17 protein-coding genes are annotated in these 16,845 nt (G+C 63.9%); 6 read left to right on the top strand and 11 right to left on the bottom strand.

Annotated elements, in window-relative coordinates; all coding sequences use genetic code 11:
- Positions 1–20: 20 nt before the first annotated feature.
- The 6 genes from ACOOE1_RS15910 to coxB are packed head-to-tail and all read right to left on the bottom strand — an operon-like array spanning position 21 to position 5,071.
- A complete protein-coding gene (locus tag ACOOE1_RS15910; RefSeq protein WP_420403181.1) occupies positions 21–806 on the bottom strand; it encodes a cytochrome c oxidase subunit 3 in 786 nt (261 codons plus the stop codon).
- A 47-nt stretch (positions 807–853) separates the two neighbouring features.
- Positions 854–1,480, bottom strand: coding sequence for a cytochrome c oxidase assembly protein (locus ACOOE1_RS15905; RefSeq protein ID WP_420403180.1), 627 nt, complete (start codon positions 1,478–1,480; stop codon positions 854–856).
- Between the two features lie 3 nt (positions 1,481–1,483).
- Positions 1,484–1,627 (bottom strand): hypothetical protein, encoded by a 144-nt coding sequence (locus ACOOE1_RS15900; protein WP_420403179.1) that lies wholly within the window; start codon positions 1,625–1,627, stop codon positions 1,484–1,486.
- Positions 1,624–2,541: a heme o synthase gene (locus ACOOE1_RS15895; RefSeq protein ID WP_420403178.1), complete on the bottom strand. Its 918-nt coding sequence runs from the start codon at positions 2,539–2,541 to the stop codon at positions 1,624–1,626. The genes ACOOE1_RS15900 and ACOOE1_RS15895 overlap by 4 nt, the downstream gene beginning before the upstream one ends.
- 59 nt (positions 2,542–2,600) lie before the next feature.
- Positions 2,601–4,187 (bottom strand): cytochrome c oxidase subunit I, encoded by a 1,587-nt coding sequence (gene ctaD / locus ACOOE1_RS15890; RefSeq protein WP_420403177.1) that lies wholly within the window; start codon positions 4,185–4,187, stop codon positions 2,601–2,603.
- Positions 4,188–4,213: 26 nt separating this feature from the next.
- On the bottom strand, positions 4,214–5,071 hold the full coding sequence (gene coxB / locus ACOOE1_RS15885) for a cytochrome c oxidase subunit II (RefSeq protein WP_420403176.1): 858 nt from the start codon (positions 5,069–5,071) through the stop codon (positions 4,214–4,216).
- A gap of 296 nt (positions 5,072–5,367) precedes the next feature.
- Between coxB and tldD the strand changes: the two genes are divergently transcribed.
- From tldD to ACOOE1_RS15870, 3 genes are all read left to right on the top strand, one after another.
- Positions 5,368–6,801: a metalloprotease TldD gene (gene tldD, locus ACOOE1_RS15880; protein ID WP_420403175.1), complete on the top strand. Its 1,434-nt coding sequence runs from the start codon at positions 5,368–5,370 to the stop codon at positions 6,799–6,801.
- Between the two features lie 182 nt (positions 6,802–6,983).
- Entirely contained in the window at positions 6,984–7,259 is a 276-nt protein-coding gene (locus ACOOE1_RS15875) for a hypothetical protein (RefSeq protein ID WP_420403174.1), read from the top strand.
- A gap of 2 nt (positions 7,260–7,261) precedes the next feature.
- Complete coding sequence (locus ACOOE1_RS15870; RefSeq protein WP_420403173.1) at positions 7,262–8,719, top strand: methyl-accepting chemotaxis protein; 1,458 nt, start codon at positions 7,262–7,264, stop codon at positions 8,717–8,719.
- On the opposite strand, the gene ACOOE1_RS15865 is transcribed toward ACOOE1_RS15870, so the two are convergent.
- From ACOOE1_RS15865 to ACOOE1_RS15850, 4 genes are read right to left on the bottom strand one after another with little or no spacing between them, the layout of a single operon-like run.
- Positions 8,706–9,650, bottom strand: a complete 945-nt coding sequence (locus ACOOE1_RS15865) for a DMT family transporter (RefSeq protein WP_420403172.1) — start codon at positions 9,648–9,650, stop codon at positions 8,706–8,708. The two genes, ACOOE1_RS15870 and ACOOE1_RS15865, sit on opposite strands and share 14 nt — an antisense overlap.
- A gap of 36 nt (positions 9,651–9,686) precedes the next feature.
- A complete protein-coding gene (locus ACOOE1_RS15860) occupies positions 9,687–10,682 on the bottom strand; it encodes a pyridoxal-phosphate dependent enzyme (RefSeq protein WP_420403171.1) in 996 nt (331 codons plus the stop codon).
- A gap of 39 nt (positions 10,683–10,721) precedes the next feature.
- On the bottom strand, positions 10,722–12,089 hold the full coding sequence (locus ACOOE1_RS15855; RefSeq protein WP_420403170.1) for a glutamate--cysteine ligase: 1,368 nt from the start codon (positions 12,087–12,089) through the stop codon (positions 10,722–10,724).
- Positions 12,090–12,139: 50 nt separating this feature from the next.
- Complete coding sequence (locus ACOOE1_RS15850) at positions 12,140–12,910, bottom strand: 16S rRNA (uracil(1498)-N(3))-methyltransferase (protein ID WP_420403169.1); 771 nt, start codon at positions 12,908–12,910, stop codon at positions 12,140–12,142.
- Between the two features lie 96 nt (positions 12,911–13,006).
- Between ACOOE1_RS15850 and ubiA the strand changes: the two genes are divergently transcribed.
- Together ubiA and ACOOE1_RS15840 are read left to right on the top strand one after the other, a co-directional pair.
- Entirely contained in the window at positions 13,007–13,918 is a 912-nt protein-coding gene (gene ubiA / locus ACOOE1_RS15845) for a 4-hydroxybenzoate octaprenyltransferase (protein WP_420403168.1), read from the top strand.
- Entirely contained in the window at positions 13,915–14,613 is a 699-nt protein-coding gene (locus tag ACOOE1_RS15840; RefSeq protein ID WP_420403167.1) for a class I SAM-dependent methyltransferase, read from the top strand. The genes ubiA and ACOOE1_RS15840 overlap by 4 nt, the downstream gene beginning before the upstream one ends.
- Here ACOOE1_RS15840 and ACOOE1_RS15835 read toward each other — a convergent pair.
- On the bottom strand, positions 14,610–15,383 hold the full coding sequence (locus ACOOE1_RS15835; protein ID WP_420403166.1) for a hypothetical protein: 774 nt from the start codon (positions 15,381–15,383) through the stop codon (positions 14,610–14,612). The two genes, ACOOE1_RS15840 and ACOOE1_RS15835, sit on opposite strands and share 4 nt — an antisense overlap.
- Before the next feature lie 255 nt (positions 15,384–15,638).
- Here ACOOE1_RS15835 and ACOOE1_RS15830 point away from each other — a divergent pair, with 255 nt between their 5' ends.
- The gene (locus ACOOE1_RS15830; protein WP_420403165.1) at positions 15,639–16,805 is read left to right on the top strand and encodes an ABC transporter substrate-binding protein; all 1,167 of its coding nucleotides are present in this window, start codon (positions 15,639–15,641) and stop codon (positions 16,803–16,805) included.
- Positions 16,806–16,845 lie beyond the last annotated feature (40 nt).

Raw genomic sequence — 16,845 nt, 5'->3', positions numbered from 1 at the left:
CAGGTCCCGCGGTCCGGCCGTCAGCCGCCCCACCAGTAGACGCAGACGAACAGGAACAGCCAGACGACGTCGACGAAGTGCCAGTACCAGGCCGCCGCCTCGAAGCCGAAATGGTGGTCCGGCTTGAAGTGGCCTGCGCGGCCGCGGAACCAGCAGACCGCCAGGAAGGTGGTCCCGATGATCACGTGGAAGCCGTGAAAGCCGGTCGCGAGGTAGAAGGTCGAGGCATAGATACCGTCGGTGAAGCCGAAGGCGGCGTGGCTGTACTCGTAAGCCTGCAGCGCCGTGAAGGCCACGCCGAGCAGGATGGTGATGCCGAGGCCGAGCTGGAACTGGTCCCGCTTGTTCTCGATCAGCGCATGGTGCGCCCAGGTCACCGTGCAGCCCGAGAGCAGCAGGATCATGGTGTTGATCAGCGGCAGGTCCCAGGCGTTGAACGTCACGATACCCTCCGGCGGCCAGACACCGGTATCCGGATAGAGCGAGCTGTCGAAGAAGGCCCAGAAGAAGGCGGCGAAGAACATCACCTCGGAGGCGATGAAGAGGATCATGCCGTAGCGCATGCCGAGCTGGACGACCGCGTTGTGATGGCCCTGATATTCGGCTTCGCGCACGATGTCGCGCCACCAGAAGAACATGGTCATCATGATCGACAGCAGTCCGGCGATCAGGATGGTGCCGCCGAAGGCGTATTCATGCATGTACATGATGCCGCCGACCGCGGCGATGAAACCGGACATGGACCCGACAAAGGGCCACGGGCTCGGCTCGACGAGATGGTAGGAATGCTGTGGATGTCCGCTCATTGTCTTTCCCCTTCAGTCCGGCGTTTTGCGCGCCTTCCTCTCCTTGATTATCCCTTGATATCCGTCGCGCCGCGCGCCCCGGCCCCTGGCTCTCTCAGGGCGGCCTGGTTCCGCGCGGCTTTCGCTCCGGACTGATCCTGTGCCTTGTAGAAGGTGTAGGACAAGGTGATCGTCGTGACCCCGTCCATCTTCACATCCTGGTCCATCTCCGGATCGATGTAGAACGAGACCGGCATGTCGACCCGCTGACCCGGCTGCAACACCTGCTCGGTGAAGCAGAAGCAGTCGATCTTGTCGAAATAGATTCCCGCCTTGTCCGGCGTGACATTGAAGGTCGCCGTCCCGACGATCGGCTCGTCGCCGGTGTTCACTGCCTCGTAGAAGGCGAGTTTGGTCTCCCCGACCTTGAGATCGACCGACGTCTGCGCAGGGCGGAAGGACCATTTCAGGTCCGGCTGTACGCTCGCGTCGAACCGGACGGTCACCGTCCGGTCGAGGACCTCTTCACTGGCACCGTCCGCGATCTGCGTGGTGCCGCCGAACCCCGTGACGCGGCAGAACAGATCGTAGAGCGGGACCGCGGCGAAAGACAGGCCGACCATGCCGAGGACCAGCGCCCCCAGCGCCAGGCCAACCCGTGCATTGCTCCGTTTTCGCTCCGACCGTTCCGCCATGGCTCAGCCCATCTTCAGGATGGTGATGAGATAGAAGAGGACGAAGAAAGCGATGATGCAACCAAGAATGGCGAGATTCTTTCCGCGCTTTCGGGCGTAGAATTCCTTGCGGCTTTCCGGCTTCTGGTCGTCGCTCATCGTGCTCATGCCCCTGCCGCCCGATCGATGATCAGCAGCGTGAAGATGACGAAAAGATAGAGAATGGAATAGCCGAACAGCCTGCGGCAGTTCTTCTCGCTGGCGTCGCGGAAGACGCGCCAGGCGGAAATCGCGAAGACCAGGCCGAATGCCGCGGCGGGCAGACCGTAGGTCAAGAGGCCGATCGTCTCGAACGCGACCGGAAGCAGGGTGACCGGCACCAGCAACAGGGTGTAGATCAGGATCTGTTTCTGGGTCTCGCGCCGGCCGGATACCACCGGCAGCATCGGCACGCCGGCGGCTTCGTAGTCGCCCGAGCGATAGAGCGAGAGCGCCCAGAAATGCGGCGGCGTCCACATGAAGATGATCAGGAACATGACGACCGGCAACAGCGAGACGTCGCCGGTCACAGCAGCCCAGCCGATCACTGGAGGCAGCGCGCCGGAGGCGCCGCCGATGACGATGTTTTGCGGCGTACGGCGCTTCAGCCACATCGTGTAGATGAAAACGTAGAACCCGATCGTGCCGGCCAGCAGCGCGGCCGCGACCCAGTTGGTCGCCAGCCCCATTATCATGACGGAGAAACCGGACAGGATGACGCCGAAGGCGAGCGCCTCGTCGGCGCCGACCCGGCCCATCGGGATGGGACGGCCGCGGGTCCGCGCCATCACGGCGTCGATATCGCGGTCGTACCACATGTTGATCGCACCGGACGCGCCCGCGCCGATCGCGATGCACAGCACCGCGACGGCCGCCAGGCCCGGATTGAGCTCGCCCGGAGCGAGGAAGAGGCCGACGAACCCGGTGAAGACGACAAGCGACATCACCCGCGGCTTCAGCAGCGACAGGTAGTCCCGGATCGCTTCAGACGCCGAAGCGGCGATCGGTGCCGCCGCTTTGAGTTCGATGGAAGTGTCAGACACGCAAGAGAACCTTTCTCGCTTCGGTCCGCTCTGGAATCAGCGCCGCGAGGCGCCGCGGATCACTTGATCCGCGGCAGCTCGTCGAAGGTGTGGAACGGCGGCGGGGAGGACACGGTCCACTCGAGGGTGTCCGCGCTGTCGCCCCACGGATTGTCGCCGGCGACCCGCTTCTTCATGAACGCCTCGAAGACGATGTAGAGGAAGAGCAGGGTTGCGGCACCGCCCATATAGGCGCCGATCGAGGCCACGTAGTTCCAGCCGTGCAGGGCGTCCGGATAATCGATATAGCGCCGCGGCATACCCGCAAGCCCGAGGAAATGCATCGGGAAGAAGGTCAGGTTGGCGCCGATGAACATGATCCAGAAATGCACGCGGGCGAGGAAGCCGTTGTAGTGGTAGCCGGACATTTTCGGGAACCAGTAGTAGAACCCGCAGAACAGGCCGAAGACCGCACCCAGCGACAGCACGTAGTGGAAGTGCGCGATCACGTAGTAGGTGTTGTGCAGCACCACGTCGACGCCGGCATTGGCCAGCACCACGCCGGTGACGCCACCGACCGTGAACAGGAAGATGAAGCCGATCGCCCAGATCATCGGGACGCGGAACGAGATCGAGCCGCCCCACATGGTCGCGATCCAGGAGAAGATCTTCACGCCTGTCGGCACCGCGATGACCATGGTCGCCGCCGTGAAGTAGGCCCGTGTATCGACGTCGAGGCCCACCGTGTACATGTGGTGCGCCCAGACGATGAAACCGACGAAGCCGATGGAGACCATCGCGTAGGCCATGCCGAGATAGCCGAAGACCGGCTTGCGCGAGAAGGTCGAGACCACGTGGCTGACAATGCCGAAGGCCGGCAGGATCATGATGTACACCTCGGGATGGCCGAAGAACCAGAAGAGGTGCAGGAACAGGATCGGGTCGCCGCCGCCGGACGGCTCGAAGAAGGCCGTGCCGAAGTTACGGTCGGTCAGCAGCATGGTGATGGCGCCGGCGAGAACCGGAAGGGCCAGCAGCAGCAGGAACGCCGTGATCAGGATCGACCAGACGAAGAGCGGCATCTTGTGCAGCGTCATGCCCGGTGCGCGCATGTTGAAGATCGTGGTGATGAAGTTGCTGGCGCCGAGGATCGAGGACGCACCGGCGAGGTGCAGCGACAGGATCGCCATGTCCATGGACGGGCCCGGCGTTCCGAGCTTGCTCGACATCGGCGGATAGATCGTCCAGCCGACGCCCGCACCGCCATCGGCGAAGACCGACAGGAACAGCAGCACGAAGGCCGGGATCAGCAGCCAGAAGCTGATGTTGTTCATCCGCGGGAAGGCCATGTCCGGCGCGCCGATCATCAGCGGTACGAACCAGTTGCCGAAGCCGCCGATCAGCGCCGGCATGACGAGGAAGAACACCATGATCAGGCCATGGGCCGTGGTGAAGACGTTCCAGACATGACCGTTTTCCATGTACTGGACGCCCGGATTCTGGAGTTCCATCCGCATGTAGATCGACATCGCGCCACCGATCAAGCCGGCGATGATCGCGAAGATCAGGTACATCGTGCCGATGTCTTTGTGGTTGGTCGAATACAACCAGCGCCGGATACCCGTCGGCACCCCATGGTCATCAGCGTGAGCGTGCGCGGCACTCATATCGGTCTCTCCCAATAGCGTGGTTGTTAGTTGGCGTTAACGGCGACGCGGACCGGCGCGTCGCGGTTCATCGCGAATTCTTCCTTCGCGCCCTTCAGCCATTCCGCGTAGTCGGCCTCATTGAGGGCCTTGACGACGATCGGCATGTAGGCGTGACGAATACCGCAGATCTGGTTGCACTGACCGTAGAAGGTGCCTTCCTTGTCGAACTGCATCCAGGTCTCGTTGGTACGGCCGCCGACGGCGTAGATCTGCACCACGGCGGACGGCACGAAGAAGGAATGGAACACGTCGTTGCTCGTCACCAGCACCTGGATCTTCTTGCCCGTCGGGACGACCAGCGGGTTGTCGACGTCAAGCATGCGTGTGCCGTTCGCCTTTTGCAGATCCTCGCCTTCCAGCATGTAGCTGTCGAACACGAGTTCTTCGTCCGGATATTCGTAGGACCAGTACCACTGGTTCCCGATGACCTTGATCGTCATGTCCGGATCGACCGCGCGGTCAAGATAGTAGAGGTTCTTGAAAGACGGGATCGCGACCACCACGAGAATGATGACCGGAACCGCGGTCCAGAGAATCTCGATCATCGTGTTGTGCGAGGTCCGCGAGGGGTTCGGGTTGGCCGAAGCGCGGTACCGGAAACAGACATAAACGAGGAGCGCCAGCACGAAGACGGAAATCGCGAAGATCAGCCACAGCAGGAAGTCGTGGAACTCTCCGATCCGGACCCCGACCGGCGAAACCGGATCCTGCAGGCCAAGCTGGTACGGCATCGGCATGCGGACTTCCTCCGCGCCAGCAGGCACTGAGAGCGCTGCGATCAACAGTAGGGGCAGCGCCGCGAGATGCGCGAGGCTGGAGATTGCCCGGTTGAAAAGCCTCATGGTGTCCGTTCTCTCCGCATTATTCGTACTCGGGGCCGTTTTTAGCGCCAGGCGCGGCCCTTCACAAGGGTATCGCAATACACCGTCCGCCTCATTGCGTGAAGATAAATCGGTCAAGCGCGATGGCCGGTCGAGCGATCCGCGACGAAGTGACGCGCCTCGCAGTTCCGACGGCCAGCGCGCTGTCCCGCAAGGGCGCACCGTGACTTTCCTGTGCTTCGGACCATATGCTATCGGAAAGATCAAGCCCATACCGGCGGCCCGCGCCAGCGCGGGCCAAATCAGGAGCGGACTGAATGAGCGACCTTGGCAAGACGGACGAACTGTTTTTCGAACGCAGCGGCATGGATCTCGACCGGGTCGGCCGCCTCGTCGACGAGGCGCTGCACGGTGCCGACGACGGGGAGCTGTTCCTCGAATACCGGCAGAGCGAGAGCCTCGCCTTCGATGACGGCCGGCTGAAGACCGCCTCCTTTGATTCGACCCAGGGCTTCGGCCTGCGCGCGATCGCAGGCGAGGCGCACGGCTACGCGCACGCCTCCGATCTTTCCGAGGAAGCCATCAAGCGCGCCGCCGACACCGTTTCCAGCGTGCGTCACGGCCATGGCGGCACCCTCGCCGCCCCTCCCGCCGCCAGCAACGCCGCGCTCTATACCGATGCCAATCCTCTCGCCCTGACACCCTTCGCCGACAAGGTCGACCTGCTTAAGGAAATCGATGCCTATGCCCGCGCCAGGGACCCGCGCGTGAAACAGGTCAGCGCCTCGCTTGCCGGTTCCTGGCAGGCGGTGCAGATCATCCGCGCCGGCGGTCACCGGGTCGCGGACATCCGCCCGCTGGTGCGCCTGAACGTCTCCGTCGTGATGGCGGAGGGAGACCGCATGGAAACCGGCGGCTGCGGTGCCGGCGGCCGGGTCGCCTACGACCTCTACCTCACGCCCGAGAAGTGGAAGGCCCAGGTCCACGAAGCGATGCGGATCGCCGAGGTGAACCTCTCCTCCGTCGCCGCGCCCGCGGGCGAGATGGAAGTCGTGCTGGGCAGCGGCTGGCCCGGCGTGATGCTGCACGAAGCGGTTGGCCACGGACTCGAAGGCGACTTCAATCGGAAGAAGACCTCGACCTTTTCGGGGATGATCGGCCAGCGCGTCGCCGCACCGGGCGTCACCGTGGTCGATGACGGCACCATCCACGACCGCCGCGGCTCGATCAGCATCGACGACGAGGGCACGCGCAGCCAGCGCAACGTGCTGATCGAGGACGGCATCCTCGTCGGCTACATGCAGGACCGGCAGAACGCACGCCTCATGGGCATGGAGCCGACCGGCAACGGCCGGCGCCAGAGTTTCGCCCACAACCCAATGCCGCGCATGACCAACACCTTCATGGAAGCCGGCGACAAGGACCCGGGAGAAATTCTCGCCTCGGTGAAGAATGGCCTCTATGCGGTCAATTTCGCCGGCGGCCAGGTCGATATCACCTCCGGCAAGTTCGTGTTTTCCGCCAGCGAGGCCTATCTGATCGAGAACGGTAAGATCGGCGCGCCGGTCAAGGGGGCAACACTGATCGGCAACGGGCCGGACGCGATGAACCAGATCACCATGATCGGCAACGATCTCGCTCTGGACGACGGTATCGGCACCTGCGGCAAGAGCGGCCAGGGCGTGCCCGTCGGCGTCGGCCAACCGACCCTGAAGATGACGGGCGTGACCATCGGCGGCACCGCAATGTAGGAACAAGGCGTTCCGGCTGCTGATGCGTTAATTCAATGTTCACGTACAGTTGCTCTAATCCCACTTCGATTGATGCGGGAAACCTCGGTTCACATGCGAACTTCGAAGAGGGGAGCGGCTTGCGAGACGCAATTGGTGCATCGGCTTTGCTGATTTTCAGTTCTGCTTTCCTTGTGGGACTGATGCTGACTGCGCCTGTGAAATCCGACAGCACGATCGCGGCAATCTTCCCGCCCTGGCTCGACAAGACCGCCGTTCTCGGCGCGGTCGCGGAGGCCGGAGGTTCACTGCTCCGCCATGGCGGAACGAATTCCGTCGCGCTCGTCCGGCTCGATCGCCCCGATGCCGCCGAACGCCTGCGCGATGCCGGCGCCTGGGCAGTCGTCGATCCCGGCGGGCTGTTCGGTTGTGTCGGCCTCAAGAGCGGCACCCGGTCTCCGCTCCAAAAGGAAACCTGAAAATGAGCACTCTCGACTCGATCCGCGCCAAAGCGGTCAATTTCCTTGCCTTGTTCATTGCAGCCCATATTGCACTCATCGTCGGGCTCGCACTGGCTTTCGGCACCGCCCTGCTCGCGCCGCTGGCCGGTGCACTCGGAACTGCGGCCCTCTGCGGGCTGGCGGCCTGGAAAGCCAAGCATGAAGCGTCCACCCGGATGCTGCTCGCCGTCGGGCTGATGGTCATGGTGTCGCTGGTACTGTTCCAGTTTCAGGGCCACGCCTGGCAGATCGACGTCCACATGTACTATTTCGCCTGCCTTGCGATTCTGACGACACTCTGCGACATCCGCGCCGTCGTCGCGGCGACCGCCGCAGTCGCCGTGCATCATATCGGATTGAATTTCACCTTCCCGGCCTGGATCTTTCCCGATGGCGCGGATTTCGGCCGGGTGATCCTGCACGCCGTGATCGTGATCGTCGAGGCGGTCATCGTCGGATGGCTCTCTCTCACCGTTGCGCAGAGCTTCATCAAATCCGACTCCGCGCTCGCGGAGGCCGAGGAAGCGAAGGCCGAAGCCGAGCGTCTCGGCCAGGAACAGATGGAGCAGGAACGCCGGATGCAGGCGCTGAAGGCACAGGAAATGTCCGACCTCGCCGACACCTTCTCCAGCACCGTCGGACCGATCGCCGTCACCGTGGCAAGCGCGACAACCCAGCTCGGCAGGAACGCGAACGAGATGAACGCGGTGGCCGGCTCGCTCGCGAGCCAGTCCCAAACTGCGAACGAGAATACCGCGTCAGCCGCGGACAATGTGCGCACGGCGTCGGAAGTCGCCGAGGAACTCGCCAAGTCCTTCTCGGAGATCGGCCAGCGCGTCGCCGAGGCAAGCACGGTAACGCGGGAGGCGGTTGATCAGGCCAACCAGACCAACGACACCGTGTCCGGTCTTGCCGGTGCGGTCGACAAGATCGGCGAATTCCTGAAGCTGATCACCGATATCGCGGAACAGACCAATCTCCTGGCACTCAACGCGACCATCGAGGCGGCCCGCGCCGGGGAGGCCGGCAAGGGGTTCGCGGTGGTGGCCACCGAAGTGAAGAATCTCGCTTCGCAGACCGCGGAAGCGACGGAGACCATCTCGGCGCAGATTCAGGCCATCCAGCAGGAGTCGACCGAGGCGGTGAAGGCAATTTCGCTGATCGTCGATACGGTTGCGAGAGTGGACGGGATCTCGGCCGGCATCGCCGCCGCGATCGAGGAACAGGTCGCCGCAACCAACGAAATCTCCAATCAGGTGGCGCAAGCCAGCGAGCGCAGCATGAGCGCCTCGCAGGGCATGGACGCCCTGAACGCGGAGAGCTCGCGGAGCGGCGAGGCGGCCCAGTCCATGCTGGCGGCGTCGGAGCAACTGGCCCGCGACACCGACCGCCTGCGTTCCGAGATCGACGGCTTCCTCAGCCGGATCAAGGCTTCCTAGATGCCCTTACATCGGCCGGAGGATCGGGCACGACACCTGGTCCCTGCGGCCGTCGTCCGAGCCTGGTCTCCCGGTAACCGATATAGAGACCGGCCGCGATGACGATCGCGCCGCCGAGCAGCGTCATCGCGTCCGGCACTTCCGACCAGAACACGTACCCGAACAGCGTCGCCCAGATCAGCGCCGAATATTCGAACGGCGCCACGATCGCCGCCGGGGCCGCGCGGAATGCGGAGGTCACGAGGAATTGCCCGCAGCCGCCGAGCAGCCCAAGCGCGGCAAGCAGGCCCCAGTCCGCCTTCGCCGGCATGACCCAGACCGAGGGTGTGCCGATCGCGCTCACCGTGAGGGCGGCGAGGGTGGTGTAGAACACGATGGAAACCGCGCTGTCGGTCGAGGAGAGACGGCGCCCGAGCACCATTGCCAACGCGAAGCAGAACGAGGCACCGATCGGCAACAATGCATAGGGCGAGAACACATCCGCTCCCGGGCGGACGATGATCAGCACGCCGATGAAACCGACCAGTACGGCGCTCACCCGACGAAAGCCGACCTTTTCGCCAAGCAGAGGCACCGACAGCGCGGTTACGAAAAGCGGCGAGGCGAAGGCCAGCGCGACGACCTCGGCAAGCTCGAGCTTGCCGAGGGCAAAGAAAAACCCGACGGTCGCACCGGTCCCGGCCACGCCACGGGCGAGCTGCAGTTTCCAGCGCCGGGTCCGCAGCTGGCGGATCCCGCCGGTCCAGTAGACAATGGCGATCAGTGGAATCAATCCGAACAGTGTCCGGAAAAAGACGATCTCGATGCTCGGATAACCGGCCGACATCCATTTGATCATCATGTCCATCACGGACATCACGAACACGCCGGCAATCATCAGGCTGATTCCCCGTCCGGCGATTTGGCTGTCCCGGTCGTTACCGTTACTCATGCTGACTGACTTCCGCTCGTCCTGGCGGCGCCGAGACTAGTCGGCCGGGGCAAGAACGGCATGGAAAAAATCGTCTTCGAAGAGTGAGGCGGTGCCGCCGGTATGGAGCAGGCAGACAGGCTCGTCCGGCGCGATGCCGCCGTCGGCGAGCATCGATAGCAGAGCCGCCGCGGGTTTGGCCGTGTAGGTCTGCTCAAGCAGCAGCGCCTCGGTTCCGGCGAAGAGCCGGATCGCCGCGATCGCGTCCGGTCCCGGAATGCCATAGCCGGGGCCGAGATACCGGTCGGTGAAGCGCGCGATCGTCCCGACCGGCCGCCCGGCGGATCCGGCCAGCTCTTCGAGACCGGCGAAGATCCGGGCGACGCGTCCCTCCAGTTCCGCCACGTCGTATTCGACGCTGACGAGATGGGCCGTCCCGTCGAAACCGCCGCGGATCAGGCCATGGAGGAAGCCGGCCTCGGTCGGACCCATGGACCCCGGAAGCAGAATATGGCGAAGCGCGACGCCGGCGGCACGGGCCTGCGCCAGCAGTTCCTCCCCCGCATGAACGTAGCCTGCCGCACCAAGCACCGGATCGCCGACCAGATAGGGCTTGCGGCCTTCCCGGCGCAAAGCCTCCACCTTCGCTTCGGCGGCCTCCCGGCGCGCGTGCTCGCCGACCGGGCCGAGATACGAGATCTCGGCGCCGTAGAGATGGCTGAGGCGGAGATTGCCGTCGATGCGCTCCGGCCGGTCGGCATTGTGCAGGACGACGCAGCCGAGTCCGGCCCTGGCCGCCGCGGCCGCGGTCAGGCGGCACTGGTTGGAGGCGGTGTGTCCCGCGACCACCAGCGTATCGGCGCCCTCGGCGAACGCCGCACCGAGCCAGTATTCGAGCGAGCGCAGCTTGTTGCCGCCGAGTCCGAGCGGCATCGCGTCGTCGCGCTTGATGTAGAGCGCGGGATGGCCGGTCTCCCGGCCAAGACGTTCCAGCAACTGGAAGGGAGTCGGGTCTTCCAGAAGACGGTACCTCGGAAGCGCGTTCAGTCCCATCCCAGCCCCTTTCCGGCCCCCAGGGGAGGCCGATACCGATCAGTACCGCTGGAATTCGAACAGCGGATCGATCTTGCCGCCCCATTCCCCGTGGTAGAGATCGAGCAGGCGGTCGGCGGGAGATTTTCCGGTCTCGGCGACTTCCTGCAGCCAGTTCAGGAATCCGGTCTCGTCGTTACCGGCGGAATCGACGCAGGCCCGGCGCTTCAGGCCGTGTCGGGAGATCTCGATCATCTGCTTTGCCAGATCCTGCACCGTGCCGTCCCGGAACGGGGTCTGCAGACCGGACTTTGGAACCGCGGCGCGCAGCGCCTCCATTTCCGCGATGCTCCAGCCGGCGATCATGTCGAGCGCAGCCTGCTGCGAATCGGAATCGTAGAGTATCCCGGTCCAGAGCGCCGGAAGCGCGCAGATATTGCGCCACGGTCCGGTGTCGGCCCCGCGCATCTCGATATATTTCTTCAGCCGGACCTCGGGAAAACTGGTCGTCATGTGATCGGTCCAGTCGCCCATGAAGGCCTCTTCGCCCTCGTAGCCCTCGAGCTTGCCCGCCATGAACTTGCGGAAACTCTTGCCGGAAACGTCCTTGTATTCGTCGTCCCGGTAGAGGAAGTACATCGGCACGTCGAGCATGTAGTCGACATAGCGCTCGAAGCCAAAACCGTCCTCGAAGACGAAGGGCAGCATGCCGCAACGGTCCGGGTCGGTGTCGGTCCAGACATGGGAGCGGTAGCTCTTGAAGCCGTTCGGCTTGCCCTCGGTGAAGGGCGAGTTGGCGAACAGTGCGGTCGCGACCGGCTGCAGCGCGACGCTGATGCGGAATTTCTCCACCATGTCGGCTTCGTTCGCGAAATCGTAGTTCGCCTGCACGGTGCAGGTCCGCTTCATCATGTCGAGGCCGAGCGTACCGACCTTCTGCATGTAGGCGCTCATGATGACGTAGCGGCCCTTGGGCATGAATTCGACCTGTTCGCGGGTCGAGGTCGGATCGAAGCCGGCCCCGAGCATCCCGACGCCGAGCTCGTCGTTCACTTCCTTGATCTGCGCCAGGTGGGTGTGCACCTCGTCGCAGGTCTGGTGCAGGTTCTCGAGCGGCGCTCCGGAGAGCTCGAACTGCCCGCCCGGCTCCAATGTGATCGCGCAGCCGCTATGGTGCAGAGCGATGACGTTCTCGCCCTCGTAGATCGGCTCCCAGCCGAACTTGTCGACCAGCCCCTGCAGGATCGCGCCGATGCCGTCCCCGCCGAAATAGGGCAGCCGCTTGTGGTCGCTGAGACGGAAGGGAAACTTCTCGTGTTCCGTACCGACCCGCCAGGCCGCTTTCGGCTTGCAGGCGGATTCGAGATCCTCGACGAGCTGCGCCTTGCTGACGATGGGATCGCCCTTGGCGCCAGGGGGACGGGACATGTTTCCTCCGTTAGGATCGATGCTGCGCGCCGGAAGGCTGCGCACTCGGGTTAGGGATCAAGTCCCTCGGGACGTTTCATGGTCCAATCCCCGGCCACCGCCTGCCAACAGGCCAGCGCCGCAAGCGCCGCCGTGTCGGCCCGCAACAGACGCGGCCCTAGACTGACTGGTGTAACAAAGGAACTTTGCCGCAAGCGGTCAAGTTCACGATCGGCAAAACCTCCTTCCGGACCGATCAACAATCCGCAAAGGGTTCCCCCCTTGAAAGGAGGCTCGGACAATACATGGGCGATCGGGTTTCCGCCGCCGGTCTCGTCGCAGACGATGAGCGGCCGCTCTTCCGGCCAGGCATCGAGCAAAGCGTCGAGACGCGCCGGTTCCCGGATCTCGGGCACGCTGAGCCGCGCGGTCTGTTCCGCCGCCTCGATCGCATTCGCCAGCAGGCGGTCGGTCTTCACCCGGTCGACCATGGTGCGTTCGGTCAGCACCGGCCAGAGCAACGAGGCCCCGAGCTCGGTCGCCTTTTGCGCGATGAAGTCGATGCGCGCCCGTTTGATCGGCGCGAATGCGAGCCAGATATCGGGTTCTTCGCGCTGAGGACGGCTTCGGTCAATAAGCGAGAGCGAGGTCCAGCCCTTGCCGATGCCCTCGATCTCCGCGACCCATTCCCCGTCCCGGCCGTTGAACAGCGCGACCCGGGCGCCGGCGCCGAGCCTGAGAACATTCTTCAGATAATGGGACTGGTCCTTCTCGAGACCGACACTCCCGCCCTCGGCGAGATCGGCGTGCACGAAGAGACGGGTTTCGATCTTTTGACTCATCCGGCCTCACGCTCCGGGAACGCGGAACCGCGTCCGCCTGGACCTTGCGTCCCGGACCTTGCCCGGGAGTGCCGCCCGGTTTATGCAGAAGCCACCATGAGCGCAAGCGATATCGCACGCAACGACTGGGTGGACCGGCTGCTGCCGTCTGCCGCACGCCCCTACGCCCGCCTGATGCGGCTCGACCGGCCGATCGGAACATGGCTGCTGTTGCTGCCCTGCTGGTGGGGCCTCGCGCTCGGCTGGCAGGCGACCGGCAAGGTCCTGCCGGTGCCCGACCTGCTCTGGCTCTATGTCCTGTTCAGCCTCGGCGCGACGATCATGCGCGGCGCCGGCTGTACCATCAACGATCTCTGGGACCGGGACTTCGACGGCAAGGTCGCGCGCACGGTCGAGCGGCCGATCGCCAATGGCGACCTTTCCGTCCGCCAGGCCCTCGCCTTTCTCGTCCTGCAGCTGGGTGCCGGTCTGCTCATCCTGCTGCAGCTCAACCGGACCTGCTGGCTGCTCGGCGTGCTGGTCCTCGTGCTGGTTGTGACTTATCCGCTCTTCAAGCGGGTGACCTACTGGCCGCAATTCGTGCTCGGACTGACCTTCAACTGGGGCGCGCTGATGGGGTGGGCTGCGGTCACCGGCGACATCCAGCTCGCCAACAGCGTGCTCTATGCCGCCGGCATCGTCTGGACACTCGGTTACGACACGATCTATGCCCATCAGGACAAGGAAGACGACATTCGGATCGGCGTGAAATCCTCCGCCCTGGCGCTCGGCGAGCGCACGGTACCGTTCCTCTGGGTGGTCTACCCGCTCACGCTTGCCGGGATCGCCGCGAGCGGCGCCCTGACCGGGCTCGGCTGGCCGTTCTATCTCCTCCTCGCCGCCGCCGGCGCGCAGCTTATATGGCAGATCCGCACGATCGACATCGACAATCCGAAAGGCTGCCTTCTCAGGTTCCAATCCAACAGATATTTCGGCTGGATCGTCACCCTGGCGATCCTCGCCGGATGATCTCCGGCGCGGCACCCCCGATCACGGCGGAGTTCGTTCTCCGTAATACCGAACGCGCCTCCGCGCCCATGGTCCCGGAACTGGCGCTGCATCTCGCGACGGAAATCACACCGCTCTGGGAAGTAACGGAAAGCGAACTGCAGGAGCGCGGGTTGCCGCCGCCCTACTGGGCCTTCGCCTGGGCCGGCGGACAGGCACTGGCCCGCTACGTGATCGATCATCCCCACCTTGTCGCCGGCCGGCGCGTCCTCGATATCGGCGCCGGGTCCGGCATCGTCAGCCTCGCCGCACTCTGGGCCTCCGCATCGGTCGTCGTCGCGAACGACACGGATCCCGTCGCCGGCCTCGCAATCCGGATGAACGCCGAAGCGAATGGCCTTTTGGCGGGACTGGAGCTCGCCGGACGGGACATGTTCGACGAGCCTGCTCTCGCCGAGGATGGCGGGCCGTTGTTCGATATCGTGCTCGCCGGAGACATTTTCTACGAGCGCCCGATGGCCGATCGCGCGGCCGGCTGGCTGCGGCGCCACGCGGCTGCTGGTGCGCTGGTCCTGGTCGGCGATCCCGGTCGCGCCTATCTTCCGAAAAACGGCCTTGTTCATTGCGCGCGCTACCAGGTTCCGGTTTCAACGGAACTCGAGGATCGGGAAATCCGGGAGACGTCCGTCTGGAGGATGTCTCCCGCCGCGGACTAGCCGAGAAGGACCGTGAATCGCGGGTCCTCGAAAGCGACCGTGCTTTCGGAGAGCGCTGCGGCGAGACCAGAGCGCCGCGCATGGTTCTCATCACCCAGCAGGGAGAGGATCCACTCCTCCAGACCGGGCCGGTCTCCATGGCGCTCATAGAGCAAGGCGAGTTTCTCCACCTGCGCGAGACTGGCGAAGCGCCGGTTCCGGGCTTCGATCTCCGTCAGCGCGACCGGCACTCCGTCAAGTGCAAGCGCGCCACGCCGGGTAATGTAGCAGCCCGCGGGCACCGCCGGTCGCCCGGAGCCCAGATCGACCGCAGCCTCTTCGAAGGTCCCGTAGACGTAACTCTCCCCGACATTCTCGGTCTCGTGCATGCGTTCGAGCTGCGCCGCGGTCAACCAGGTCACCGCGACCCTGACGTCTGTTCCCGGACTGGAATGGAGCGTCGCCGGAACTGAGCCGTAACCGGCGACATGGGCGCAATAGACCACGTCGTAGCCATGCATCCAGCCCCAGGTCACTGGAATCTCACTCTCGGGACCGTCACCGAACTTGCGCCGCAGCTGCTCTGGCGCCCGGTTGGAACCGACTGCGATCACAGGCTGTCGGGAAGAAAGGTCGACCCCGGCATCGAAGGGCGCGGCATCCCCCCGCAGGAAAAGAAAGTCGCGATCCGGCGCAATGTAGGGATAACCATAAGCCCGGCGCAGCTTGAGTTCATCCGGTGTTGCAGCTTCGCCCGGCGGATCATTTTCAATCGAAAACCGTGAATACATTCTTACGACAACTTCTTCACTTAGGGATGATTCGAACGCGGCGGCAAATCCGCCACGCTCAACGCAAATACTCATTACTATTTTTGTTTCAATAACTTCGCGTCAAGCGCCACGTCCTTTCGATGACCATTTTGAGTTGTTTCCTTAGAAATACTGCGCCCTAAGGTGCGTCTTTATGTTCTCATTATTTTTAGGCTCTTGTTAATTGTCTGATGGGCAGTCTCGGAAGGGGACACAAGCAAGAGGAAACTGCTCATGAATTTATTGAAGAAAAGTGCGACTGCAGCGCTTCTGCTTTCCGGGTTCCTTGGTGCCGCGGCACATGCGGAAACGCCCGGTGTAACCGCGGACAAGATTGTCTTCGGTCAGTCAGCGGCTTTCGACGGTCCGGCCGGCGCCCTCGGCACCGGAATGCACCAGGGCCTGATGGCTGCTTTCTCCGCCGCCAACAAGGCGGGCGGCGTCAACGGCCGGATGCTTGAAATCGTCAAATACGACGACGGCTACGAGCCGGACCAGGCAATCGAGAACACGAAAAAGCTGATCGAGCAGGACAAGGTCTTTTCGATCATCGGTGCCGTCGGAACTCCCACCTCCCGGGCAACGCAACCGATCGCGACCGAAGCCAAGGTGCCCTTTGTCGGCCCCTTTACGGGCGCCGGGTTCCTGCGTGACTCCGCGAATTCCAACGTGATCAACGTCCGGGCGACCTACGACCAAGAAACCGAAACGTGGATCAAGCATCTGACCGAGGATCTTGGCATCTCCAAGATCGCGATCCTCTACCAGGATGACGGCTTCGGACGCGTCGGTCTCGCGGGCGTCAACAAGGCGCTCGAGAAGCGCGGCATGAAACTGGTTGCGGAAGGCACCTACCAGCGCAACACGACGGCCGTGAAGACCGCCCTGCTCGCCATCCGCAAGGCGGAGCCGGAAGCTGTCGTGATGGTCGGCGCCTACAAGCCGCTGGCCGAATTCATCAAGCTCTCCAAGAAACTGAAGCTGGACCCGGTGTTCGTGACGATCTCCTTCGTCGGCTCCCGCGCGCTCGCCGCGGAACTTGGCGACCAGGGTGCCGGAGTGGTGATCAGCCAGGTGGTCCCGTTCCCGTGGGACAGCAGCATTCCGTTGGTCGCAAAGTATACCGAGGACCTCAAGGCCTACGACGCGTCGCTGGAACCCGGCTTCGTCTCGCTTGAAGGCTACATGGTGGGTCGTCTCACCGTGATGGCGCTGGAGAAGGCCGGCAAGGACCTCAGTCGCGAGAGCTTCCTCGAGGCCGTGTACGGTACCGGCACGTTCGATCTCGGCGGCGCCAAGCTGGAATACGGGCCGGGCGACAATCAGGGGATGGGGGACGTCTTCCTGAGCGTCATTCAGGCCGATGGCAGCTTCAAGTCTGTCGAGAAGCTCAGCAAGTAGCGGAACGAGACCCCGGGGCGGGACAATCCCGCCCCGGGTG

Source organism: Nisaea sp., from assembly GCF_965216895.1.
In the GTDB taxonomy this organism is placed as follows: domain Bacteria; phylum Pseudomonadota; class Alphaproteobacteria; order Thalassobaculales; family Thalassobaculaceae; genus Nisaea.
The sequence above is the reverse complement of the archived record's forward strand: the minus strand, read 5'-3'. Positions and strand labels throughout refer to the sequence as shown.